The organism is Streptomyces sp. NPDC059850 (genome assembly GCF_042731515.1).
Lineage (GTDB): Bacteria > Actinomycetota > Actinomycetes > Streptomycetales > Streptomycetaceae > Streptomyces.
The window spans coordinates 55,863-79,453 of record NZ_JBHWJI010000028.1 but is presented as its reverse complement, the minus strand read 5'-3'; the positions used below and the strand labels follow the sequence as shown (position 1 = coordinate 79,453).

At 72.1% G+C, this 23,591-nt stretch carries 18 protein-coding genes; 8 read left to right on the top strand and 10 right to left on the bottom strand.

Annotated features, from left to right (window positions below):
• Position 1: 1 nt before the first annotated feature.
• Both ACFV9T_RS23485 and ACFV9T_RS23480 read right to left on the bottom strand, forming a co-directional pair.
• Complete coding sequence (locus ACFV9T_RS23485; RefSeq protein WP_385443493.1) at positions 2 to 709, bottom strand: response regulator; 708 nt, start codon at positions 707 to 709, stop codon at positions 2 to 4.
• A 30-nt stretch (positions 710 to 739) separates the two neighbouring features.
• Positions 740 to 1,915, bottom strand: a complete 1,176-nt coding sequence (locus ACFV9T_RS23480) for a sensor histidine kinase (RefSeq protein WP_385443492.1) — start codon at positions 1,913 to 1,915, stop codon at positions 740 to 742.
• A 163-nt stretch (positions 1,916 to 2,078) separates the two neighbouring features.
• On the opposite strand from ACFV9T_RS23480, the gene ACFV9T_RS23475 reads away from it, so the two are divergent.
• Both ACFV9T_RS23475 and ACFV9T_RS23470 read left to right on the top strand, forming a co-directional pair.
• The gene (locus ACFV9T_RS23475) at positions 2,079 to 4,574 is read left to right on the top strand and encodes an ABC transporter permease (RefSeq protein WP_385443489.1); all 2,496 of its coding nucleotides are present in this window, start codon (positions 2,079 to 2,081) and stop codon (positions 4,572 to 4,574) included.
• 90 nt (positions 4,575 to 4,664) lie between these two features.
• A complete protein-coding gene (locus ACFV9T_RS23470) occupies positions 4,665 to 6,503 on the top strand; it encodes a glycoside hydrolase family 15 protein (protein ID WP_385443486.1) in 1,839 nt (612 codons plus the stop codon).
• Positions 6,504 to 6,518: 15 nt separating this feature from the next.
• Here the strand turns inward: ACFV9T_RS23470 and ACFV9T_RS23465 are convergent, their stop codons facing one another.
• Together ACFV9T_RS23465 and ACFV9T_RS23460 are read right to left on the bottom strand one after the other, a co-directional pair.
• Entirely contained in the window at positions 6,519 to 7,274 is a 756-nt protein-coding gene (locus ACFV9T_RS23465) for an NPP1 family protein (protein ID WP_385443483.1), read from the bottom strand.
• A gap of 84 nt (positions 7,275 to 7,358) precedes the next feature.
• Positions 7,359 to 10,322, bottom strand: coding sequence for a SpoIIE family protein phosphatase (locus ACFV9T_RS23460; protein WP_385443482.1), 2,964 nt, complete (start codon positions 10,320 to 10,322; stop codon positions 7,359 to 7,361).
• Between the two features lie 168 nt (positions 10,323 to 10,490).
• Between ACFV9T_RS23460 and ACFV9T_RS23455 the strand changes: the two genes are divergently transcribed.
• Positions 10,491 to 11,282 carry an alpha/beta fold hydrolase gene (locus ACFV9T_RS23455; RefSeq protein WP_385443480.1) on the top strand — a complete coding sequence of 264 codons (792 nt, stop codon included), beginning with the start codon at positions 10,491 to 10,493 and terminating at the stop codon, positions 11,280 to 11,282.
• Here the strand turns inward: ACFV9T_RS23455 and ACFV9T_RS23450 are convergent.
• The 6 genes from ACFV9T_RS23450 to ACFV9T_RS23425 form a co-directional block, all read right to left on the bottom strand.
• Complete coding sequence (locus ACFV9T_RS23450) at positions 11,260 to 12,813, bottom strand: AMP-binding protein (protein ID WP_385443478.1); 1,554 nt, start codon at positions 12,811 to 12,813, stop codon at positions 11,260 to 11,262. The genes ACFV9T_RS23455 and ACFV9T_RS23450 overlap by 23 nt on opposite strands.
• Positions 12,810 to 15,161, bottom strand: coding sequence for a CoA transferase (locus tag ACFV9T_RS23445; RefSeq protein ID WP_385443476.1), 2,352 nt, complete (start codon positions 15,159 to 15,161; stop codon positions 12,810 to 12,812). The genes ACFV9T_RS23450 and ACFV9T_RS23445 overlap by 4 nt, the downstream gene beginning before the upstream one ends.
• A gap of 60 nt (positions 15,162 to 15,221) precedes the next feature.
• On the bottom strand, positions 15,222 to 16,088 hold the full coding sequence (locus ACFV9T_RS23440; RefSeq protein WP_385443474.1) for an alpha/beta fold hydrolase: 867 nt from the start codon (positions 16,086 to 16,088) through the stop codon (positions 15,222 to 15,224).
• Positions 16,089 to 16,180: 92 nt separating this feature from the next.
• A complete protein-coding gene (locus ACFV9T_RS23435) occupies positions 16,181 to 17,134 on the bottom strand; it encodes a zinc-binding alcohol dehydrogenase family protein (RefSeq protein WP_385443471.1) in 954 nt (317 codons plus the stop codon).
• Positions 17,131 to 17,940, bottom strand: a complete 810-nt coding sequence (locus ACFV9T_RS23430) for an ABC transporter permease (protein ID WP_385443468.1) — start codon at positions 17,938 to 17,940, stop codon at positions 17,131 to 17,133. The genes ACFV9T_RS23435 and ACFV9T_RS23430 overlap by 4 nt, the downstream gene beginning before the upstream one ends.
• A gap of 28 nt (positions 17,941 to 17,968) precedes the next feature.
• Positions 17,969 to 18,823: an ABC transporter ATP-binding protein gene (locus tag ACFV9T_RS23425; protein ID WP_385443466.1), complete on the bottom strand. Its 855-nt coding sequence runs from the start codon at positions 18,821 to 18,823 to the stop codon at positions 17,969 to 17,971.
• A 236-nt stretch (positions 18,824 to 19,059) separates the two neighbouring features.
• Here ACFV9T_RS23425 and ACFV9T_RS23420 point away from each other — a divergent pair, with 236 nt between their 5' ends.
• Genes ACFV9T_RS23420 through ACFV9T_RS23400 form a run of 5 tightly spaced genes read left to right on the top strand, consistent with a single transcriptional unit; the run spans position 19,060 to position 23,591 of the window.
• Complete coding sequence (locus tag ACFV9T_RS23420; protein ID WP_385443463.1) at positions 19,060 to 20,301, top strand: Rieske 2Fe-2S domain-containing protein; 1,242 nt, start codon at positions 19,060 to 19,062, stop codon at positions 20,299 to 20,301.
• The gene (locus tag ACFV9T_RS23415) at positions 20,298 to 20,420 is read left to right on the top strand and encodes a hypothetical protein (RefSeq protein ID WP_385443461.1); all 123 of its coding nucleotides are present in this window, start codon (positions 20,298 to 20,300) and stop codon (positions 20,418 to 20,420) included. Before ACFV9T_RS23420 ends, ACFV9T_RS23415 begins: the two co-directional genes overlap by 4 nt.
• Complete coding sequence (locus ACFV9T_RS23410) at positions 20,417 to 21,760, top strand: M20 family metallopeptidase (protein ID WP_385443458.1); 1,344 nt, start codon at positions 20,417 to 20,419, stop codon at positions 21,758 to 21,760. Before ACFV9T_RS23415 ends, ACFV9T_RS23410 begins: the two co-directional genes overlap by 4 nt.
• Positions 21,757 to 22,731: a catechol 1,2-dioxygenase gene (locus ACFV9T_RS23405; RefSeq protein WP_385443456.1), complete on the top strand. Its 975-nt coding sequence runs from the start codon at positions 21,757 to 21,759 to the stop codon at positions 22,729 to 22,731. The genes ACFV9T_RS23410 and ACFV9T_RS23405 overlap by 4 nt, the downstream gene beginning before the upstream one ends.
• Positions 22,728 to 23,591 (top strand): alpha/beta fold hydrolase, encoded by an 864-nt coding sequence (locus tag ACFV9T_RS23400; protein ID WP_385443454.1) that lies wholly within the window; start codon positions 22,728 to 22,730, stop codon positions 23,589 to 23,591. Before ACFV9T_RS23405 ends, ACFV9T_RS23400 begins: the two co-directional genes overlap by 4 nt.

The window sequence follows — 23,591 nt, the reverse complement described above, 5'->3', positions numbered from 1 at the left end:
ATCAGCCCTGGTCGCCGTGGCAGATCCCGTTCTCCCAGGCCCAGGCGGCGATTTCCACCCGGTTGCGGGCGGCGAGCTTGCGCTGCACGTTGCCGAGGTGGGTCTTGACCGTGGACAGGGTGACGTAGAGGTCGGCGGCCACTTCCTCGTTGGTACGGCCCCGGGCCACCCGTCGTACGACGTCCAGTTCGCGCTGGGTCAGCGGCTCCGTCCCGGGGCCGCCCCCTGCCGTACGGTCCGGCCGGGCCTCGGAGGGGGCGGGGGCGCGGCGGTGGGGGGCCATCTGGGCGAGGAGGCGGACGGTCACCGAGGGGGAGATCAGCGAGTTGCCCGCCGCCGCGGCCCGCACCGCCTCGGTGAGCAGCCCGGGGGCGCCGTCCTTGAGGAGAAAGCCGCACGCGCCGTTGCGCAGCGCGCGGTAGACGTATTCGTCGAGGTCGAAGGTGGTGGCGATGAGGACGTTCAGCGGGTCGGTGGCGTCGGGTCCGGCGAGCAGCCGGGTGGCCTCCAGGCCGTCCAGCCGGGGCATGCGGATGTCCAGGAGGCAGACGTCGGGGCGCAGGGCCCGGGCCTGCTCGACCGCCTCGGCGCCGTCCACCGCCTGGGCCACCACCCGCATGTCCGGCTGGGAGTCGATGATCATGCGGAACGCGGCACGGATCATCTCCTGGTCGTCGGCGAGGAGCACCCGGATCGTCATACCGGACATGATCGCAGGTGCCCCGCATGTCATGTGGCCCTAGGCCAGCGGAAGCAGGGCCAGGACGTGCCAGCCGCCGTCGTCGCCCGGTCCGGCGGTGAGACGGCCACCGGCCCGTTCGATCCGCTCGGTCAGGCCGACCAGGCCGTAGCCGCCCCCGTTCCACGCGCCGCCGCCCGCCTCGGCGCCCACGCGGCCGTCGTCGGCCACCGACACCTCCAACTCCTCCGGGGCGCCGGGGCGCAGCGCGACCCGCACCTCGACGCGGCCCGCTCCGGCGGCGTGTTTGCGGACATTGGTCAGGGACTCCTGCACCACGCGGTGGACGGCGGTGGTGATCTCGGGCGGCAGCGGGCGGTCGGTGAGCCGTGGGTCGAGGTTCAGTTCGGCGGAGGGTCCGACGGCGGAGAAGTCCCGGGTGAGGTCCCGCAGTCCGGTCAGGCCGCCGGTGGGGCTGGTGGCCGCGGGTGCGCTGGTGTCCCGCAGGCTGGAGACCATGGCGCGCATCGACCCGAGCGCCTGCGATCCGGCCCGCTCGATGTGGGCGAGCATCTGGTCCAGGTCCTCCGGGGACTGGGAGTGGCCGGCGGCCGCGGTGAAGCGCGCGGCCTTGGTCTGGGCGACGATCGCGGTGACGTGGTGCGCCACGAAGTCGTGCAACTCCCGTGCGTGTTCGAGGCGTTGGGTCTGCAGGATGGCCTCGCGCTCCCGGGCCCGCAGCGCGTCGTACAGGCGCAGACACAGCCCCAGCACCACCATGAACGGCACGCTGGCCACAATGATGCCGATCGCGCTGTTGAGGTTGTCGCCGCGTTCGGCGATCCGCAGCGGCAGGACGACGGCGGCGAACGCCGGGGCGGCGGGGAGCACGGTGGCCATCAGCGGGGAACAGCGCCGCACGGCGCGGGTGATGAGCCACAGCAGGACGCACAGCTCCATCATCCCCGGGGTGTTCTCGGGGCGCCGGGCCAGCACCGTCTCCACCAGGGTCAGCGCGCACGAGACGGCCGTCGCGAGCAGGGTGTAGCGGACGAAGTGGCGCTCCGGCACGACCAGGGAGAGCAGACACAGCGTCCCGGACACCACGGTTGCCAAGACCACCGCCGGATAGGGGGCGTTCAGCGCCTCCAGAACCACGAGGGCGACCGCTACCGCGCCGCCCAGAGCGAGCCGGATTTGCCAGGGGCGGGAGCGGGCCCGGAACTCGGTGATCATGGCAGTCACGGTACGGCCGTGCCGCCCGCGCCACATCGGCCATTCGGCCGAGGGCGGGCGGAAGGAACACCGGCCGTTTCGGTCATCCAGTGGATCCGCCGCCCCCTGCCGCGCCGGAAGGATCGAGACCGCCCACCCCACTCGATCCTTCCGAAGGCCGCCGATGCTCCGCACCGCTCTGCGCACCCTCCGCTCCCACCGGCTCCGCTTCGCGATGCCCGCCCTCGCCGTCCTGCTCGGTGTGGCGTTCGTGACCGGTTCGCTGCTCTACGGCGATGCGGCCAAGGCGGCCGTCGCCCGGGCCCAGACCAACTCCCAGCCCGATGTGTCGGTTCAGGTCGAACCGGTCTCCCCCGACGAAGCCTCCCGGGTCGACGGCGCGCTGCTGGAGCGGCTGCGGAAGCTGCCCTCGGCGGCCGTGGCGCGCGGTGTGGTGGAGGGCCCCGCCTTCGTCGCGGGCTCCGACGGCACCCTGGTGGGTGATGTGTCGCAGGCGGCGGGCGTCAACGTGGTCCCCGGCGACGGTGGCCAGGACGTCCGCTATCCGTTCGTCTCGGGCCATGCTCCCCGTACGTCCGGGGAGGTCGCCGTGGACCGGCGGACCGCCGAGCGGGCCGGGTACCGGGTGGGGGGCAGGGCGCGTGTCGTGGTGGGCGGTACGGCGCGAAGTGTCCGGCTGGTCGGGGTCTTCACCGCCCATGACAGCCGTCTGGAGGCGGACGGCACGCTCACCGCCTTCGACTCCGCCACCGCGCGGCGGTACTTCGCGCCCGCCCCGGGCAGCTACTCCACGATCACCCTGACGGCGGCCGACGGCGTGTCGGATGCGCGACTCGCGCGGGAGGCCGAGAAGGTGCTGCCATCCGGTGTCATGGCGGCCACCCGGGCGGAGCTGGAGTCCTCCGCCACCACCGGGGACGAGGACAAGCTCACCCAGCTGCTGCTGAGCTTCGCCGGGGTCGCCCTGTTCGTCTCCACCTTCCTGGTCGCCAACACCTTCACCATGCTCAGTGCCGCCCGCGCCCGGGAACACGCGCTGCTGCGAGCGGTCGGCGCCACCCGCAGCCATGTGATGCGCAGGGTGCTCACGGAAGCCGCCCTGGTCGGCACGGTCGCCTCGATCGCCGGATACGCGCTGGGAACGGCCGTCGCGACGCTGCTGGGCGAACTGTTCGGCGCCACCGGAACACCGGCCGGGCCCGTGCGGCTGCTGTCCGCCACACCCCTGATCGCGGCGTTCGCGGTCGGCATCGGCGTCACCGTCCTGTCGGCGTACGTCCCGGCCCGCCGCGCGGCGGGCGTACCGCCGGTGGCGGCGCTGCGTACGGTCGAACCCTCGACGGCGGCCTCGCTGCGCCGCCGCGGCATCGTCGGCGTGGCCGTCACGGTGTTCGGCGCGCTGCTGCTCGGTGCCGCGCTCGGCGATACGAACCTCCTCTACGCCGCCGTGCCCGTCTTCCTCGTCGGTCTGATCGTCCTCACTCCGCTGCTCGCCCTGGGTGTCACGGCGCTGCTGCGCTCCCCGATGACCCGGGTGGCTGGTATCCGGGGCAAGCTGGCCGTGGAGAACGCCCGCCGCAACCCGCGGCGCACGGCGGCCACCGCGACCACGCTCATGGTGGGTCTCGCGATGGTCACCGCGGTCACGGTGGCCGTCTCCTCGGTGAACCGCATGGACGAACAGGAGGTCGACGCCTCCATGACCTCGGACCTGCGCATCACGGCCGTCCCCTTCGCGGAGGTCGGCGGCGACACCGCCGCGCGGGTGGCGCGGCTCGCCGGTGCGGAGGCCGTCACCCCGCTCGTCGACACCTACTTCGACCTGTCCCGCGACGACTCCGTCGCGGTCACCGGCGTCAACCCGGCCACGGTGGAACAGCTGGCGCCGATCACCGTCCGCAAGGGCTCGCTGGACCGCCTCGGCCATGGCATCGCCGTCACCGAGAAGCTGGCCGCCGAGCGCGGCTGGCGGCTCGGTTCCCGTGTCACCGGCGCCTTCACCGGCACGAGCGAGCGGACCAGCCTGCCCGTCGTCGCGCTGTACGACGGCCCGGACCGCCTCGGCCCCGCCCTCGTCGCCGACCGGGCCGTGCCGCGTACGGCCGGTGGCGCGCACCTCTCCTCGGTGGGATCGGTGCTGGTCAAGGCCGCCGATGGCCGTGCGGACGCGCTGGGGCGGGAGATCCGGTACGCCCTGGACAACCCCGCGCTGCTGGTCCAGGACCGCGCCGACGCACGGGCGGCGGCCACGGCGGGCACCGCTCCGTTCCTGAACATCATGTACGCCATGCTCAGTGTCACCGTGCTGATCGGCGCCCTCGGAGTGGTGAACACCATGGGCATGGCCGTCTTCGAGCGGGTCCGGGAGATCGGCATGCTCCGCGCCATCGGCCTGGACCGCCGGGGCGTCGCCGCCGTTCTGCGCATCGAGTCGGTGACCATCTCCCTCTTCGGCTCCGCGCTCGGTGTCGCGGTCGGCGGTGTCATCGGCGCGGCGGCCGTCCTCGGCGAGGAGGGCGTGCCCCTGGTCATCCCGTGGGACCGGGCGGTCCTCTTCTTCGTCGCGGCCGCCGTGATCGGTGTGCTCGCCTCGCTGTGGCCGGGGCGCCAGGCGGCGCGGGTGCCGATGCTGACGGCCATCGGCGCGGACGGCCAGTAGCACCCGCGCGAGGTGGCGCCGGACGCTCGTAGCCGGTCGGACGTATCCTGAGAACCGAGGTACCGCGACCGGCGAGCGCGGGAGGTTGTGATGACCGTCGCCGAGAGCCTTCGCCCCTGCAAGGCGGACACGCCCCGGTATCTGCCCATCGCGGAGCACGGCCTGATCGGCGATCTGCGGACCGCCGCGCTGGTCGGCACCAACGGCACGATCGACTGGTACTGCCCCAGCCGCTTCGACGCCCCCAGTGTGTTCGCGTCGATCCTGGACGCCGACCGGGGTGGGGCATTCGCCCTGGCCCCGGACGCGCCCGCCCGGACGAAGCAGTTCTACTTCCCGGACACCAACATCCTCATCACCCGGTTCTTCGCGGACGACGGTGTCGCCGAGGTGCAGGACTTCATGCCGGTCGAGGACGACTCCCGGGAGGCCGACCGGCACCGGCTGATCCGCCGGGTGCTGTGCGTGCGCGGTTCGCTGCCCTTCACCGCGCGGGTGGCGCCCCGCTTCGACTACGGGCGGCAGACGCACACGGTGAGCGTCCGGGACGGCGGGCTCACCGTGTTCGACTCCCCGGAGCTGTCCCTCGCGCTGACGTCCAGCGTCACGGTGGAGGCCGACGGCCCCGACGCGGTGTCCTCGTTCAAGCTGAACGAGGGCGAGGCCGCGGTGTTCGCGCTCGACCGGATCGGCGGCACGGTGCGGCCGCGGCCCTGCCCGCTGGCCGAGGCGGAGGAGCTGTTCAACGCCACGGTGCGGTACTGGCGCCGCTGGCTCTCGCAGTCCCGCTACCGGGGCCGCTGGCGCGAGATGGTGCACCGCTCGGCGCTCACCCTCAAGCTCCTCACGTACGCGCCGACCGGCGCCATCGTGGCGGCTCCGACGGCCAGCCTGCCCGAGCAGATCGGCGGCGAACGCAACTGGGACTACCGCTACGTCTGGATCCGCGACGCCGCGTTCTGCATCTACGCGCTGCTGCGGCTCGGTTTCACCGACGAGGCCGAGGCGTTCGTGCGGTTCCTGTCCGAAGACATCCGGCTGCGGGACGGCCCCGGCGGGCCACTGCAGATCATGTACGGCATCGACGGCCGCAGCGAACTCACCGAGCAGGAACTCTCCCATCTGGAGGGCCATCTGGGCTCGGCCCCGGTCCGGTCCGGCAACGGCGCCGTCGACCAGCTCCAGCTGGACATCTACGGCGCGCTGGTGGACTCCCTCTATCTCTACGACAAATGGGGAAAGCCACTGGCGGGAGACCAGTGGGACACCCTCTGCGAACTGGTCGACTGGGTCTGCGAGCACTGGGACCAGCCGGACATGAGCGTCTGGGAGACCCGCGCCGGTCCGCAGTGTTTCCTGTACTCGCGGCTGATGTGCTGGGTCGCGATCGAGCGGGCGATGCGCATCGCCACCCACCGAGGCCTGCCCGCGGACATCTCCCGCTGGTCGGGGGTACGTGACCAGATCTACCGCCGGATCATGCGGAACGGATGGTCCGCGCGGCGGAACGCGTTCGTGCAGCACGAGGGCGACGACGTACTCGACGCCTCCGTGCTGATGATGCCGCTGGCCAAGTTCATCTCCCCCGCCGACCCCAAGTGGCTGTCCACGCTGGACGCGCTGGGCGAGGATCTGGTGTCCGACTCGCTGGTCTACCGCTATGACCCCCAGGCCAGCCCGGACGGGCTGCGCGGCGAGGAGGGCACCTTCTCGATCTGTTCCTTCTGGTACGTCGAGGCGCTGTCCCGGGCCGGACGGCTGGACGAGGCGCGGCTCGCGTTCGAGAAGATGCTCACGTACGCCAACCACTGCGGGCTGTACGCCGAGGAGATCGGCCGCACCGGTGAGCAGATCGGCAACTTCCCGCAGGCGTTCACCCATCTCGCGCTCATCAGCGCCGCCTTCAACCTCGACCGTGCCCTGGGCTGACCTGGGAGCATTTGGTCACGCGGCGGGGTCGAAGGGGATGCCGGACGGTTTGGCCTTCTGGAGGTGGTCGGCGAAGCTGCCGTCCTTGAGGCCGAAGTTGGCGCTGCCGAAGTTGGCCTGGCTCAGCTTGTCGCGCAGGCCCGCGGGGTAGCCGTTCCAGCCGACCAGGGTGGGGAACTGCCAGGTCTTGTCGTGGTTCTCCGGCGGTTCGTCGTTGGTGTTGGCGGGGCGGAAGGCGTGGGTGCTCAGTCCGTCCTTGTGGTAGACGATCTTCGGGTGGTTGCCGTCCCACCGGATCGCGTCACGGCCGTAGGTGGAGAACCCGCCGTGGGCGGAGGTGGACACGTACTGGGCCTGGTTGTTCTGGACCCACACCACGACGTGTTCCCAGTCGTGGCGGTGTCCGCCGACCGACGCCTGGTCCTTCTCGAAGTAGAGGCCGTACATGACGGCGCACCAGCCGTTGTTGCACTTGGAGCGCGCGTATCCGTTGGTGTCGTCGAGGTCCGGGGCGTCGCGGCACTGCCCGTTGGGCGCGCCGGACGGGTTGAGGCCGCCGTTCAGTGTGCCGTCGGGGCCGATGGCGGGGGTGGGGTAGCAGCCGTCGGTGTCGTAGTCGTAGGCGGGCTGGAACGTCTGCTCCAGCGCCTCCGCGTTACCGGGCAGGGCCTTCGGCGGGTCGGCGAGAGCGGTTCCGGGTAATGCGACGACCAAGGCGATGGCGCTGCCGAGGATGAACGAGCCCTTGCGGATGCGCGAGCTTCTGTGCACTGCGTCCTCCTGGTTGACCCGGTGCGAGCAGGCGGAAATTACCAACCAGGAGAGTACGTCAACTGTCCATGAAAGAAAGGCCGTTCAGGGGCGCCGGGGCGGGATGTGCTGTTCCGTCCAGATGCACTTGCCGTCGGCGGTGTAGCGCGTCCCCCAGCGCTGGGAGAGCGTGGCGACCAGTTGCAGCCCGCGTCCGCCCTCGTCCATTTCGGCGGCCCGGCGGATCCGGGGCGTCGTGGCGCTGCCGTCGGACACCTCGCAGATGAGTGACCGGCCCCGGATCAGCCGCAGCTGGACGGGGCCCCGGGCATGCCGGACGACGTTGCCGACCAGCTCGCTGGCGAGTAGTTCGGTGGTCATGACCAGCTCGCCGAGATGCCACGCCTCAAGCTGCTCGCGGACGTGGTCGCGCGCCAGGGAGGCCGCCACCGGCTCGTCGGGGAGCCGCCAGACGGCGATGTTCTCGGGGGCGGTGCGGTGCAGTCGGGCGACGAGCACGGCGGTGTCGTCCGTGGTCAGCTGCTGGGCGGGCAGCATGGCGTCGATGAGCGTGTCGCAGAGTCGGTCGAGCCGCCTGCGGTCCTCGCGGTGGTCCTCGCCCGGGCCACAGGCCGGGGGCGGGCCGCCGGGTCCCGCGAGGCGCCGTCCGAGGTCGGTGGTGAAGACCCCGGAGCATTCGGCGATGCCCACGTCGATGTCGCGGGTGGCCGACTCGACCAGACCGTCGGTGTAGAGCACCAGCAGGCCGTGGGCGGGCAGGCGCAATTCGACCGTGCCGAACGGGGGTTCGGCGGCGCCCAGGGGCGGGTCGGGCTCGATGTCCAGGCACTCCACTGTCCCGCCGGGGTGCACCAGCAGTGGCGGAGGGTGGCCGGCCCGGGCCATGGAGCACACCCCGGAGACCGGGTCGTAGACGGCGTACAGGCAGGTGGCGTAGGAGTCGTCGCCGAGGTCGCTGACGATGTCGTTGAGGTGGGCGAGGACTTCTTCGGGCGGCAGCTCCAGGTGGGCCAGTGTGTGCACGGCGGTGCGCAGCCGTCCCATGGTGGCGGCCTCGGCCAGCCCGTGGCCCATCACATCGCCGATGACGAGCGCCACCCGCTCCGCGGACAGCGGGATGATGTCGTACCAGTCGCCGCCGACCTCCGTGCCGCTGCTGGCGGGCAGATACCGTACGGCCGTGGTGACGGCGGACGGCGCGGGCAGGTCCTGCGGCAGCAGACCGCGCTGCAGCGCCTGGGCACGGGCGTGCTCGGCGTCGTAGAGGCGGGCCCGGGCCAGGGAGTGGGCGACCATGCCGCTGAGGGCGGTCAGCAGGGTGCGCTCGTCGGTGGAGAAGCGGCGGGCCTCGGCGAAGGAGACGACGCATACGCCGCTGGGCTCGCCGGAGGCGATCAGGGGCAGCATGGCCCAGGCGTTCTTCTCCGCGAGGGCGGGATATCCGGCGAGCCCGGGGGCCAGCTCGATGTACTCCGTGGCCGAGGCGATGAAGCGGGGGTGGCGGGAGGCGATCACCTCGTGGAGGAGCGGATGGCCGTCGGTCGCCGGAATTCCGTTGACCTTGTGCAGGAACGCCTGGGGATATCCGACGGCCCCGACCACGTGCAGCCGCTCGCTTTCGAGTACCTGGATCAGCAGGCCCGAGGCGCCGAACGGGGACAGCATGTGGGCGGCGGCCACGTCGACGACGTCGTGGGTGGTCACCGCCTCGGCGAGCGCGCTCGTCAATCCGCGGATCCGTACCGCCTGCTCGGCGGCGGACCGTTCGGCCGCCTCGCGCCGCGCCGCCCGGTTGCGGGTGTCGGTGACATCGGTGAGGTAGGCGGTCAGCCCGTCGGGCACCGGGACCAGCCGTATGTGGTACCAGCGGGCGTCGGTGGGCCACTGGATGTCGAATCCCACCGGTGTGCCGTCGAGCGCGGCGTGCCGGCAGCGGGCCTCCAGCTCGGGGACCAGGCCCGCGGGGCCCTCCCAGAGCGGCCCGCCCAGCACATCCACGGACGGTCCGACCAGGCGCTCGGCCTCGACGTTGAGGAAGGTGATCCGCCACTCCCGGTTCACCGCCAGGAACGCGTCGCTCATGAAGCGCAGCGCCTGCCCCACGGACTCCCGCGCGATCCGGCTCTCGGTGGTGTCCCACACCCGGCCGATCATGCGGACGGGTTCGCCGTGCCCGTCGAGCGCCAGATGGGCACGGCTCTGGACCCAGCCGGTGGTGCCGTCCGGTCGGCACACCCGGTACTCGGCGTCGTACACACCGTGCCCCTGCAGCGCCTCCTGGGTGGCGGCCATGACCCGCGGCACGTCCTCGGGGTGGATCAGGCCGACCCAGCTTTCGATGCGGCGCTCGTAGTCCTCCGGGATGCCCAGGAGGCCGAGCCCGGCCACGTCCCAGACCATCTCGCCGGTGCGGATGTCCCACTCCCAGGAGCCGACCCTGGTCGCCACCAGGGCCTGGCGGAGCCCCGCGCCGGTGGACTGCTGCTGCCACCACGGAGGGGCCCGGCCCGCCACGGGAGGGGGACGCGAGAGCCGCCCGGAGGCCCAGCGGGCCATCTCCAGCAGGAAACCGCGCTGATCCTCGGTGGGCGCGCCGGGCCCGGTGAACACGGACAGCGCGCCCACGGGGGCGTCCTCGCCGAACAGCGGGACGGCCGCCACCATGGTCGCCGGGGGCAGCCTGCCGTGTGCGCGCGTACGGACACGCTCGGTGTCCGGGCCGTGTCCGTCGGTGGCGGGCATCCACACGAACGCGCCGTCCTGGACGGCCCGGGCGGGGGCGAGCGCCCGGTCGTCCTCCCGGATCTCCTCCCACTCCTGGAGGGCGGAGCGGGGCAGGCCGCCCGCGAGCACCAGGCGCAGTTCGTGGCTGCCCGCGGGCCCGCACGACCAGTGCACCGCTCCGGCGATACCGCCCAGCTCGGACACCGCCTGTGTCAGCGCGTACTCCATCACCTCACGGTCCGTGAGCTGGACACCGACCGCGGAGAGCAGGGGCAGCCGCTCGTCGCACCAGGTGCGCACACGGCCTGCCGGTTCCGTCGACATATCAGGATTTACCCTAAGGTGTGCTCGCGGTGGGATCGAGGGGCGTGAAGCGAACTATCGAATTCTTAGCGCCCGATTCTCAAGCCCCCCTCGAATCGTCCTGACCGGCGGTTCACAGAGCGGACCGGCTGCCTGGTGCGGCGCGGGGACGGCCGCCACAGTGTTCACATGACGGATTCCTTGCTGCGCGGCTATGTGCCCAGCCCCTTCGGGCAGCTGCACTACGTCGAATCGGGCACGGGCGAGCCGGTGCTGATGCTCCATCAGACACCACGCTCCTGGACCGAGTATCTGGACGTGCTTCCGCTGGTCGGGGCCGTGCACCGGGGCATCGCCATGGACACGCTGGGCTTCGGCGCCTCCGCGAAGCCCGAGGAGCCCCATACGATCGAGCGCTTCGCCGACGCCGCCGGGGCCCTCATCGAGGCGCTGGGCCTGGACCGCTTCCACCTGGTCGGACACCACACGGGCGGTGTGATCGCGGTGGAGCTGGCCGCCCGCTACCAGGACCGTGTCGCCAGTCTGCTGCTCTCCGCCACGCCCTTCGTCGACGCCGAGAAGCGGCGCACCGCCGACCGGCGCAAACCGGTCGACCATGTCGACCCCCGGCCGGACGGATCCCATCTGCTGGAGCTGTGGAACCGGCGGCGCGGCTTCTACCGGGACGGGGAGGAAGCCGCGCTGCACCGCTATGTGGCCGACGCGGTGACCGTGCTGGACCGGGTGGAGGAAGGCCATGTGGCGGTCCGGCGCTATCCGATGGAACCGCGTCTGCCGCACATCACCGCGCGCACGCTCGCGGTGTGCGCCGACGGGGACCACTACTCGCTGCCCGCCCTGGAGAAGTTCGCGGCGGCGCTGGGATGCGATACGCGGGTGATTCCCGGCGCGCATGTGCCCGCCCCGGAGCAGCTGCCCGAGGAGTACGCCAAGGTCATCACGGAGTGGGTGACGGGCTAGGGGGCGCCGTCTCACCCTGACCGGCCCGGTCCCAGGTGTGCGCGGTGACCCCGCGTTCGCGCAGCACCGCCTTGCGGATCTTGCCGGTCGCGGTGAGCGGCAGTTCGGGGACGACGTCGACGTACCGGGGCACGGCGAACGGCGGCAGCTCGTCCTCGCAGTGGCGTACCAGGTCCAGCGGGTCCAGCGCCCGGCCCGGCCGGGCGGTCACCGCCACCATCACCTCGTCCTCGGCCAGCTCGGATGCCACCGGGAAGGCTGCCGCACCGGCCACCGAGGGATGGGAGCGGACCGCCGACTCCACCTCCGCCGACGAGATGTTCTCACCGCGCCGCCGGATCACGTCCTTGATCCGGTCGACGAAGCGGAACCATCCGTCGGCTTCGCGGATCACCCGGTCGCCGGTGCGGCGCCACGAGCCGGGCGGCGGGGGCTCCTCCCCCAGGTAGCCGGTGCTGAAGGCGAACGGCTGGTGGCTGCGGACGGCCAGTTCACCCGGTGTGCCGTCCGCGACGGGTACGAGGTGTTCGTCGACCACCCGCGCGGAGAACCCCTCGCGCACGGTGCCGATGTAGCCGGGCCGCTGGCGGGCGGGGGCCGAGCCGATGACGAGATTGGTCTCCGTGGAGCCGAATCCGTCCACCAGCGTGACACCGAACCGGGTCAGGAACGGCTGATACGCCGGGCCCGGGGTGGCCGGGGACAGCCCGCGCCAGGCCCGGTGCGCACGGTCGTGGGGGCCGGGCGGCCGGGCCAGCAGCATGGGCACCATCGCACCGAGCAGATAGACGGCGGTGGCTTCGGCCTCGGCCACTTCGGCCCAGTACGCACCGGCGGAGAACCGCCGCCCGAGCACGCACGCGGCGCCCACGGTCATGGCGTGGGCCAGGGTGTTGAGGGCGTTGGTGTGGAACAGCGGCAGGCCGGTGTGGAGCACATCGTCCGAGGTGAGGCGCAGGGAGTCCGCGACGTTACGGCCCCACCACACGGACTGGGCGTGGGGGCAGCGCACCCCGCGCGCGGCCCCCGTGGTGCCCGAGGTGAAGAGGATGGCGGCGGTGTCCTCGGGCCGTACGGGTGCGGGCGGGAGGGCCCCGGTGTCGCCCGGGGCCGGGGCGCCGTCGCCGCCGATCGTCCACACCGGGCCACGGAAACCGGCCGCCGCGATACGTCCCGTGAACTCCTCCTCGGCGCACAGGACGGACGGCTCGGCCTGGCGCAGGACGTGCCGCAGGCCTTCGCCGCGCAGCCCGGTGTTCAGCGGCACCAGCACCGCGCCGAGCCAGGCACAGCCGAGGATCAGGTCGGTGAACTCGACGCGGTTGCCGGACATGACCGCGATCCGGTCGCCGGGACGGCAGCCGCGCGCGGCGAGCGCCCCCGCCATGGTGGCCGCCGCCTCACGGGACTGCCGGTAGGTGCGGGTCACCCCGCCGACCCGCAGGAACACCCGGTCGCCGTAGGCCCCGGCGGCGGCGTCGAGGAGAGCGGGAAGCGTCATGGCCGCGCCCGGCGTGCCGGGTGTGCTCACCGCAGAACTCCCGCGTCGCGGAGGTGCCGGATGCGTTCGGCCGTCAGTCCGGCCACCTCGCGCAGCACCGTGTCGGTGTCGGCACCGAGGACGGGTGCGGGGGCGCGGACGGCTCCGGGGGTGCGGGTGAGGTGGATCGGCAGGCCCTCGTGGAGGAAGCCGCCCGCGACCGGGTGTTCGGCGTGGACGTAGAAGCCGCGCGCCCGCAACTGCGGGTCGTGCTCGACGAGTTCACGTCCGTCCTGCACCGCTCCGGCCGGTACGCCCCGCTCCTGGAGCCGTTCGGCCGCGGCGTCGGCGGGCATGCCGCGCGCCCATCCGCCGAGCGCGCCGTCCACGAGGTCGGCGGCCCGGCGGCGGCCCTCGGCCGTGCGGGTCCGCTCGTCGGTGGCCAGCTCCGGGCGCCCGATCACCTCGCACACGGCCGCCCACTCCGCGTCGGTGCGGACACTGACGGCCAGCCACCGGTCGGCGCCCAGACACCGGTAGACGCCCTGCGGGCTCCACCGTGGATGGGCGTTGCCCATCGGCCTCGCCACGTCCGCGCCCGGGCGCGACGCGGCGAGGAGGCTGGTCCCCATGTGGGCGGCGATCGCCTCCAGCTGGGACAGGTCGATGTGCTGTCCACGGCCGGTCTCGTCGCGGTGTTCCAGCGCGGCCACGGTGGCGAGCGCGGCCTGGAGGCCCGCGACGATGTCGCCGTGGCCGTAGATCACCCCGACCACGTCGTCCGGCCCCCAGCCGGTGAGGCCGGTCAGCCCGCTGCTCGCGGACACGGTGTCCGCGTACGACACCCAGCCGTTGCGCGGCCCGGTGTGGCCCATCCCGGACATGCTCACGTACACGATGGCGGGGTTGATCTCGCGGAGCGCGTCAAAGCCGAGGCCCAGTTTTCTCATGACCGTGGAGCTGAAGTTCTCGACCAGCACATCGCAGGACGCGATGAGTTCGCGGAGCACCGCGATGCCGTCCTCGGTGCGGGTGTCGAGGGCGATGCTCTGCTTGTTGCGGTTGACCTCGTTGAAGTAGCCATTGGTGTTCGGGTCGGTGTGGTCTCCCCGGGAGAGGTGCATGAAGGGGGCGAACCGGGTGGGGTCGGGGCGGCCCGCGGACTCGACCTTGATGACCTCGGCGCCGTGGTCGGCCAGCACCTTGGTGCAGTACGGACCGGCCAGCACCCAGGTCAGGTCCAGCACCCGGACACCGTCCAGCGCGGGGCGTACGGGCTCCTCGACAGCGGTGGCGGTGACCGCGCGCACCGGGCGGCGCTCATCGAGCAGGCCCTGATCGGCGCCGCATCCGGGGACATCGAGCTTCCCGGGGCGGTGGCCCTCGGGGAACGCGAAGGGGAAGCCGAGGTCGCTCCGCTCCCCCTGCGGTGTCCGCAGCCGGGTGAAGAAGCCGCGCGCGGCGAGCTGCGGGTTGTCCGGCAGCTCATGCGGCAGGTCGACGGCCGCCCAGGGCAGCTTCCTGGCCTGGGCCCGCTCCGCGAACTCGGCCTTGGGCCAGCGGTTCAGGAAGTCCTGGACCACCGCGAACACATGCTCCTGGCCCTTCTTGCGCTCGACGGGGTCCTGCCACCGGGGTTCGGCGAGATCGGCCTCGGCACCCTCCTCGCGCAGCCACTCCAGCAGCGCGTCCCACATGCGCGGACTGCCCCCGAGCCCGCCCCCCAGATGGCCGTCGGCGGCCCGGAACAGCCCGTGCGGCACCAGCGGATGCACCCGCCCCGGGCGGCCCGGGCTCCGGTCCTCGTGCAGATAGGCGAGGGTGCCCGCCTCCAGGGCGGCCGCCACGCACTCCTGCGCGGAGACGTCGATGAGCTGCCCCGGGCCGCGCCGCCGGGCCCGCAGCCCGAGCACGGCGGCGATGGCCGCGCCGACGCCCGCGAGGTGTTCCGCCTGGCCCTCGGGCATCCGCAGTGGCGGGCCGTCCGGGTCGCCCACCTGCGCGAGCATCCCGCCCAGCGCCGCCACCACGAAGTCGCTGCCCTGCCAGCCGCTGCGCGGCCCGGTCAGGCCGAAGGGAGTGACCCGTACGTGCACCAGGTGGCCGAGGCCTTCGGCGCTCGCCTCCGCGCCGCCGGGGGTTCCGTCGAGCAGGATGTCGGCGCCCTCCAGCAGCCCGCGCAGCCCGGCCGCACCGTCGGGCGCGGCCACGTCGAGGGTCACCGAACGCTTCCCGGCGTGCCAGTGGGCGAACGCGTCACCGCCGTCCTCACGCCGGGTGGCGTCGCCTTCGGGCGGCTCGACCAGCACCACCTCGTACCCCAGTCCGACCAGCAACCGGCCCGCGAACCGGGCGAACGGGCTGGACAGTTCGACGACTCGCAGAGCGGGCTCGCTCACGTTTCCTCCGCGTTCTTTCCGATGTGTCAGGCGTGCCGCTGGTTCAGGCGTGCTGTTGATTCAGGCGTGCTCTTGATTCAGGAAGGCGGAGACGACGGTGTAGTAGTCGTGAGGGCGTTCTTCCTGGAGGTGGTGCGAGACGTCGTTCATCACGTGCAGATTGCCCCGGGGGATCATGCGGGCCAGCATCAGCGGATAGTCCGGGGTGAGGAACGCGTCGTACATGCCCCACATGAAGAGCGTCGGCGCCTGGATGCGGCCGAGCGCGCCGGTGAGGTCCTGCCAGTCGCCGCGCGGGTTGTCGGAGGCCCCGGCGAGCGCCCGCTCCTCCGGGTCCAGGCTCTGTTCGTAGCGCATCGTCACCGTGGCGTCGGGGATGGCGTCCGGGTCGTACCACTCCAGGCGCGCCATCAGCTCGCGCATCTTCTGCCACGACGGGCCGGTCCCGCCGTAGTACACGTCCCGGGCGTTGCGGCCGCGGCGGCCGCCCTCCGGCAGCGGGGCCAGCGGCCCGTGGAAGACGGGCATGCTGCCGGTGATGACGAGGGACCGGACCCGCTCCGGGTACAGGGCGGCCAGGTTGAGCGCGATGGTGCCGCCCCAGGAGTTGCACACGAAGTCGGCGCGCTCCAGGCCGAGGGTGTCCATCAGCGCCACGGTCTTGGCGGCGTGGTAGTCCCACATCGGGCCCTTGATGACCGGCTTCGCGGACGTGCCGTACTGCAGGATGTCCACCAGGAAGCACCGGCGGTCCGCGGCGAAGAGCCGCGAGACCTGACCGAAGTCCGACCAGCCGGTGCACCCGGGGCCGCCTCCGTGGAGGAATACGGTGGGGCTGCCCTGGCCCGTCTCGATGTAGTGGTACGTGACGCCGTCCGCCTCCGCGGAGGCCCCGGCCGGGGGTGCCTGGATGTCCATGAGGTCCATGCACCGATGGTGTGGTGGCCGGGCGTTTCGCCCAAGCGATCCGGTCCACTGAGCGGGCCGCCGTGGCAGCCCGCTCAGCGCGTTCAGTCGGCTCAGGACAGGTCGAGCGCCACCTTGCCCACCGCGGCCCCGGTGCGCAGCCGTTCCACCGCCTCGGCCAGCCGGTCGGGCGTGTAGCGCTCGATGGGCAGGGTCAGCTCGCCGGACATCAGATCGCCGAGCAGCGCGTCGGCGTCGGCGGCGACTTCCTTGCCCCGCCTCATCAGGTTGACGGGCAGCAGCGCCACGTCAGCCAGGAGCCAGTCCGCGAGGTCGATGGCGAACTCCCGCCCGGCGGTGTAGCCGACCAGCGCGGCCCGGCCACCCGGGCGGACCAGCCCCAGCGCGTCGCGCAGCACCGGGCCGCCCACGGTGTCGATGAGCGCGTCCACCGGCCCGCCCACGGCCTCCGGCGACAGCTCCGTGGCCAGCAGCGCCTTGCCGGGCGCGGGGACGTGGGCGAGCTTGGCCGGGCGGCCGACCACGCCGACGACCTCCGCCCCGGCGCGCGCCGCCACCTGCACCGTCAGGGCGCCGACCGCGCCCGCCGCGCCGGTCACCAATACCCGCTCCCCCGGCTGGATCGCCGCGACCGAGTGCACCGCGGCCCAGGCCGAGCCCGCCGGGGAGAAGTAGCTGCACGCCAGGGCGGGGTCGGTGCCCTCGGGCACCGGGGACACGGCCGCGTCGGGCGCCACGGCGTGGTCGGCCCAGCTGCCGTCCCGGCGCATGCCAAGACCCTTGCCGTTGATCTTGACGAGGGCGCCCTCGGGGTGGGTGTCGGAGGCCACGACGACGCCGCATCCGGTGGTGCCGGGCACGGTGGGCAGATCGGGCAGGATGCCGAACGCGCCGTCCACGATGTTCAGGTCGAGGTGGCCCACTTGCGCGGCACGCACCCGTACGAGCGTCTGGCCCGGCTGCCGCTCCGGCACCGGGCGCTCCGACAGCCGGGGCAGGGTGCCGAAGCGCTCGAGGACGAGGGCGCGTGACGTCTGGCTGCTCACAGTTTCACTCCATAACGACTCAGGGCACGGGAGGCGGCGACGCGGAGCACGCGGTCGTAGACGAACCCGAGGATGCCCAGGGTGATGATCCCGACGAATACCCAGTCGATGCGCCCGTAGTTGCGGGAGGTCCAGATCAGCGATCCGAGACCGACCTGCGAGGCGACGATCTCCGCGGACACGATGGTCAGAAAGCTGTTGCCCATCGCCAGCCGCGCCCCGGTGACGATGTGGGGCACGGTCGACGGCAGCACGACGCTCCGCAGGATCTGGCGGCGGTTCGCGCCCAGGCTGGCGGCGGCGCGCAGCTTCGACTCGTTCACGGCCATGACACCGGCGCTGGTGTTCAGGGTGACGATGAAGACCGACGTGTAGAAGATGAGGACGACCTTCGACGACTCGCCGATGCCCAGCCACACCACCGCCAGGGTCACGAACGCGACCGGCGGGATGAACCGGAAGAACTCGATGTAGGGGTCGAGCAGATGCCGTACGAGGGGGATCTGCCCGATCAGCAGGCCGACCGGTACGCCCACGGCGAGACCGAGTCCCCAGCCGATCAGGATGCGGCGGCCGGAGGCGACGACCGAGTTGAACAGGGTGCCGTCGGCCGCCAGCTCCCGGGCCGCCGACAGGGTCTGGCTCGGGGAGGCGACCAGGGCGGAGCCGTACGTCACCGCCAGCAGCTGCCACACGGCGACCCCGGCGAGGACGGACACCGCGTACAGCCCGGCGGTGCGTAGCCTTACAACGGTGGCGCGGCGCTGTCGCGGGGTGGCGGAGGTGCCCGCCGTCACGGTGGTCATCGCGTCTCCTCCGCCATCGTGTCCTCCGTCATCGTGTGTCCTCAAGGTCGAGCCCCTGGCCGCGCAGGGCCTTGCGCACCTCTGCGCCGATGTCCTCGCGCAGGGCGCGGCGCAGTTCGACGGCGACCGGATCCGTCTCGTCGCGGGGCCTGGGCAGCTCCACCGGGTAGACGGCCTTGACCGAGGCGGCCGGGCCCGCGGTCATCACGGCGATCCGGTCGGCCAGCAGGATGGCCTCGTCGATGTCGTGGGTGACGAAGACGACCGTGCAGCCCGACGCCTTCCAGATGCGGCCCATCTCGTCCTGCATCACCTGACGGGTCTGGGCGTCGAGCGCGCCGAACGGCTCGTCCATCAGCACCACGCGCGGCTCGTTCGCCAGCACCCGGGCGATCTGCACCCGCTGGCGCATGCCGCCCGAGAGCTGGCCGGGAAACCGGTCGGCGCAGTGGCGCAGCCCCACCAGGCCGAGGTAGGTGTCCGCCAGTTCGGCCCGCGCCACCCGGGACTGTCCGCGCATGCGCGGGCCGAAGGCCACGTTCTGCCGTACGGTCATCCAGTCGAACAGGGCCTCGCTGCTCTGGAAGACCATGCCGAGGTCGGGGTCGGGGCCGCTGACCTGGGTGCCGTCGGCGGTGAGGCCGCCGTCGGACACCGGGACGAATCCGGCCATGGCGGACAGCAGGGTGGACTTGCCGCAGCCGCTCGGCCCGAGCAGGCAGAGGAATTCACCGGCGGCGATGTCGAGCGAGATGTCCCGTACGGCCTCGAAGGAGCCGAACCGGATGCCGACGCCGGTGGCGGACAGGGCCGCGCCGCGGGTGCCGCCGCTCCCGGACGCCGAGCCGTCCGGGGGCCGTGGGGTGGCGATGGTCTTCGTCATCGTGCTCCCTTCACCGAATTGGCGCACGGTAGACCGCGGCGGCGCGCCCGCGCATGGAGGGGGTTCCGCTCAGCGGGACATGGCCCTTCCGGGCGGTGCGGCGCCAGGTGAATGCCACCTCCGCGCGCCTCCCCGGACACCGGGCGTTCTGCTGAGCGGGACGAGTCCGTAGGCGAACGCGCCGGGCCCGCGCATGCTCGGTGCCACGTTTCCACGGCAGCGGGAGGACAGGCACGATGACGGTCGAGGGCTCGCCCGATACCAAGCACACCGGCCGGGGCCGCGGCAGACCAGCGGGGGAACCCGGCCGCCAGGACTGGAGCTCATGGCCCCACTACGACGCGGCGGGCGCGGGCTTCCGCGGGTACTGGTACCCGGTCACCTGGTCCAGCCACATCACCGGCAAGCCACTGCCGTTCACCCTCTGCGGCGAGAAGATCACCCTGATCCGGGACGGTGGCACGGCGTACGCGCTGCACAACCGCTGTCCGCACCGCGGGGTGCCGCTGTCGGAGGGCGACCAGCAGTTTCCGGGCACCGTGAGCTGCCCGTACCACGGCTGGACGTTCGATCTGCCCACCGGCAAGCTGGCCGCCGTCATCACCGACGGGCCCGGCTGCCGCCTGACCGGCAAGGTCGGGGTGCGGACGTACCCGGTGGAAGAGCGCCTCGGCATGGTGTGGGTATACATCCCGCTCGCCGACGAGGAGCCGCACTCCATCGACTCACAGCTTCCCGAGGAGCTGGTCGGCAACGGGTTCGTCATGGGCGGCCGGATCGAGCCGCGCGGTGGCAACTGGCGCTTCGCCTGCGAGAACGGCTTCGACGAGGGCCACGCGAAATATCTCCACCGGACCGCGCTGTGGCGGCTGTTCAAGCCGATGCCCACCTGGAACATCACCCGGATCGTGCCCAAGGGGCGGTGGATCTTCCGGGTGCAGGACGAGGTCCACTGGGAGGCCGACTACCCGGGTGTCGGGCACTGGTCCAACAAGCGGTGGTGGAAGATGCAGCCGCCCAAGGAGACCTTCAACATCGGCAACACCGGCAAGGCCGACAAGATCAATCCGACGATCGAGGCGCAGGAGTTCCCCGGCTTCGCGTCCCTGTCGATGCCTGGTGTGCTGCGCATCGCGTACCCCAAGTTCATCCACTACGAGTTCTACGTGCCGGTGGACGAGGACAACCACCGCTACGTCGGGGTGATGGTCAACTTCACCGAGGGCTGGAAAGCGCTCGGCTTCTACGCCAAGTACCTGGGCGCCGTCCGCTGGCTGTTCCACGGGCAGTTCTCCGGCCAGGACGCCTGGATGGTCGACGTCACGGACGCGCCGCCGGAGAAGCTGTACCGCCCCGATGTCTCGCTGACCTCCTGGCGGAACCTCAGCGAGGAGGAGTACGGCAAGAAGCTGGCCGCGGTCGGCGCCGAAGCCGACTCCCCCGCACCCACGAAACCCACCCGCGAGAAGAAGGCATGACCATGGGCCGCACCCTGCTCACCCTGCTGGCCGGAGCCGCGATCGCCGTGTGCCTCCCCCTGGCCAGGAAGCGCGTCGCGCGCACCACCATGACCCAGGTCCACCGGGTCAACCAGTGACCGGCGGCGGACCGGACGGCCTGGCCGGGCTGGATGAGCGGCGTCGCACCTGGGTTTCCGAGGCCTGGCGCCACATCACCCCCGGCCGGTTGCGCGAACTGATCGTCGGGCTGGTCGACGTCCCGAGCCCGACGGGCGACGAGGGACCGCTCGCCGCACACATCGCCGACACCCTCAGCTCCGCCGGATGCCACGCCCGGGTGCAGCCGGTCGACGACCGGCAGGCCAACGCCTGGGCGCGGCTGACCGGCGACGGCACCGGCCCCGACCTCATGCTCTACGCGCCCATCGACACCCTCACGGTCGGCGAGGAGAGCGAAGACCTCCCGTGGATCGGGCCCGAGCTGCGGGACGACATGCGTCCGCGCGCCACCGTCCACGGCGATCTGGTGACCGGGCTCGGGGCGTCCAACCCGAAGGGCCACGCCGCGTGCGTGATGATGGCCGCCGAGGCCATCCGCCGGGCCGGAATCCCGCTCACCGGCGATCTCGTGGCGGCGTTCGGCGCGGGTGGCATGCCCACCAACGCCCGGCCCGGCGGTGTCCGGTACAACACGGGCCAGGGCGTGGGGTGTTCGTTCCTGCTGGAACAGGGGGTGTGGACCGACTACGCGCTGATCGCCAAGCCCGGCTGGACGGTGTCCTGGGACGAGGTCGGGCTCGTCTGGTTCGAGGTCACCGTGCGCGGCCTGCACACCTACGTGGGTTCGCGCCACCGTCTGCCGTACGACAACGCCATCGCCAACGCGGGCACGGTCGCGCTGCGGCTGGAGGAGTGGTTCGCGACGTACGCGCTCCACCACACCGGTGGCACCGTGGCACCGCAGGGCGTGGTGGCGTCGGTGCGTGGCGGATGGCCGCGCATGGCGGCCACCACCCCGGCGGCCTGCACGCTCCGGGTGGATCTGCGGATCGGCCCGGACACGAACCCGATGCGGGCCAAGCGGGAGTTCCTGGCCGCGCTCGCCACCCTCCGCGAGGACACCGGGATCGATGTCACCGCCGAGATGATCCTCGCCATCCCCGGCACCCGGACCGATCCGGACAGCTGGGTGTGCCGCAGCGCGATCGCGGGCTGGGAGGCCCTGGAGGACCGTCCGCATGAGGTGATCCGTGGCAACAGCGGCGCCACCGACGCCAACATCCTGCGCGGCCGGGGCGTGCCCACGGTGCGTGTCGGCATGCCGAAGGTCACCGAGGCGCCCTTCGAGATCGACTTCGCGCGGGGGATGAACACCGTCGACGTCCGGGCCATGGAGCGGCTGACCCGCCATCTGATCCGTACGGCCGTCGACACCGTCACCCGCACACGCGACGAGGTGGAAGGAGAGCCGGAATGACCGAGATCGTCCTGGGTGTGGGCGCGTCGCACAGCACGCTCATGAACACCCACTGGGAGGAGACCTTCCACAAGGACCGCGCCGAGCGGTTCCGGGACGCGCTGCGCGAGGCGCGCGACGAGATCGCCGCCGCCCGGCCCGACACTGTGATCCTGGTGGGCTCGAACCACTTCCGCGGCTTCTGGCTGGACCTCATCCCGAGCTTCACCCTCGGCGTGGGCGAGTGCGTGGCCAGCGGCGAGTCCGGCACCCCGGAGGGCCCGCAGCCGGTGGATGTGCCGCTCGCCCGGCACATCGCGAACACCCTGGTGGAGGGCGGCCGTTTCGACCCGGCGTACTCGGCCAGGCTGCAGATCGACCACGGCCAGTCGCACGCCATCCAGTATCTGCTGGACGGTCTGGACGTGGAGATCGTGCCGCTGGTGGTCAACGTCTTCGCGCACCCGCTGCCCACGCTGGAGCGCTGCGAGCAGCTGGGCCGGGCCATCCGGGACGCCGTGCTGGCGTTCCCCGGGAACCGCCGGGTGGCGGTGATCGGCTCCGGCGGGCTCTCGCACCGGCTGCCGTGGCCGGACTGGCGCGATCCGCGGGGCGACGACGAGGAGTTCATGGTGGGCGCGTGGCTGAACGGCCGCGACCACTGGAAGGACTACGACATCAGGCGCCGCGAGATCATCCGGGCCGCCGAGGCCGCCATCAACGAGGACTTCGACGACGAGTTCCTGCGCCTGGTGACAAGCGGCCGGACCCATGAGGTGGCCCGGTACACCACCGAGGAGCTGGAGAAGGTGGCGGGCAACGGCGCCCAGGAGGTGCGCACCTGGCTGCTCATGGCGGCGGTGCTCGGCCACGTCCCCGGGCGGCGGCTGGGTTACGAATCGCTGCCCGAATGGCTCACCGGCATGGGCGTCGCCGTCCTCGATCCCACAGCAACCCCCGCACAAATCCCCGCGAGCGAAAGGCAGCCATGAGCATCTGGACGGAACTGTCGGGCATCGACTACCGGCACGCCTACGTGGAAACCGGCGACCTCACCACCCGGGCCCTGCAGGCCGGTCCCGAGGACGGCGAGCACGTGGTGTTCCTGCACGGCACCACCGGCCACCTGGAGGCGTTCGTACGGAACATCCCCGCGTACGTCGAGCGGGGCTACCGCTGCCACGCCATCGACATGCTCGGCCACGGCTACACCGGCAAGCCGGACCACCCCGCCGAGATCCCCGCCTACGTCGATCACCTGATCGCCTACCTCGACGCGGTGGGGGCACAGCGCGCGCATCTGGTCGGCGAGTCGCTGGGCGGCTGGGTGGGGTCCTGGCTGGCGAGCGAACACCCGGACCGGGTGGCCTCCCTCCAGCTGCTCTGCATGGGCGGCACCAAGGTCAACCCGGAGGTGATGGAGCGGCTGAAGACCTCGACCCGCGCCGCCGTCCTCACCGACGACGTGTCCGCCACCCGCAAGCGGCTGGAGCTGCTGTGGGCGAACTGGGACGAGGAGCTGGGCGAGGAGCTGACCCAGGTCCGCTACGAGATCTACCACCACCCCGACTTCCAGGCCAACGTGGACAACCTGCTGGCACTCCAGGAGGTCGAGCGGCGCGAGCGCAACCTGCTGCGGCCGGACCGGATGGCGCGGATCAAGGCGCCGACCCTGGTGGTGTGGGGCAACAAGAACCCGTTCGGGGCCGTTCCGGAGGCCGAGGCCATCACCGCCGCCATCCCCGGGGCCCGGCTGGAGATCTTCAACGAGTGCGGGCACTGGCCGCAGCACGAGAAGGCCGAGGTCTACAACCCGCTCAGCCTGGCGTTCCTCGACGAGGCGACGCGCTAA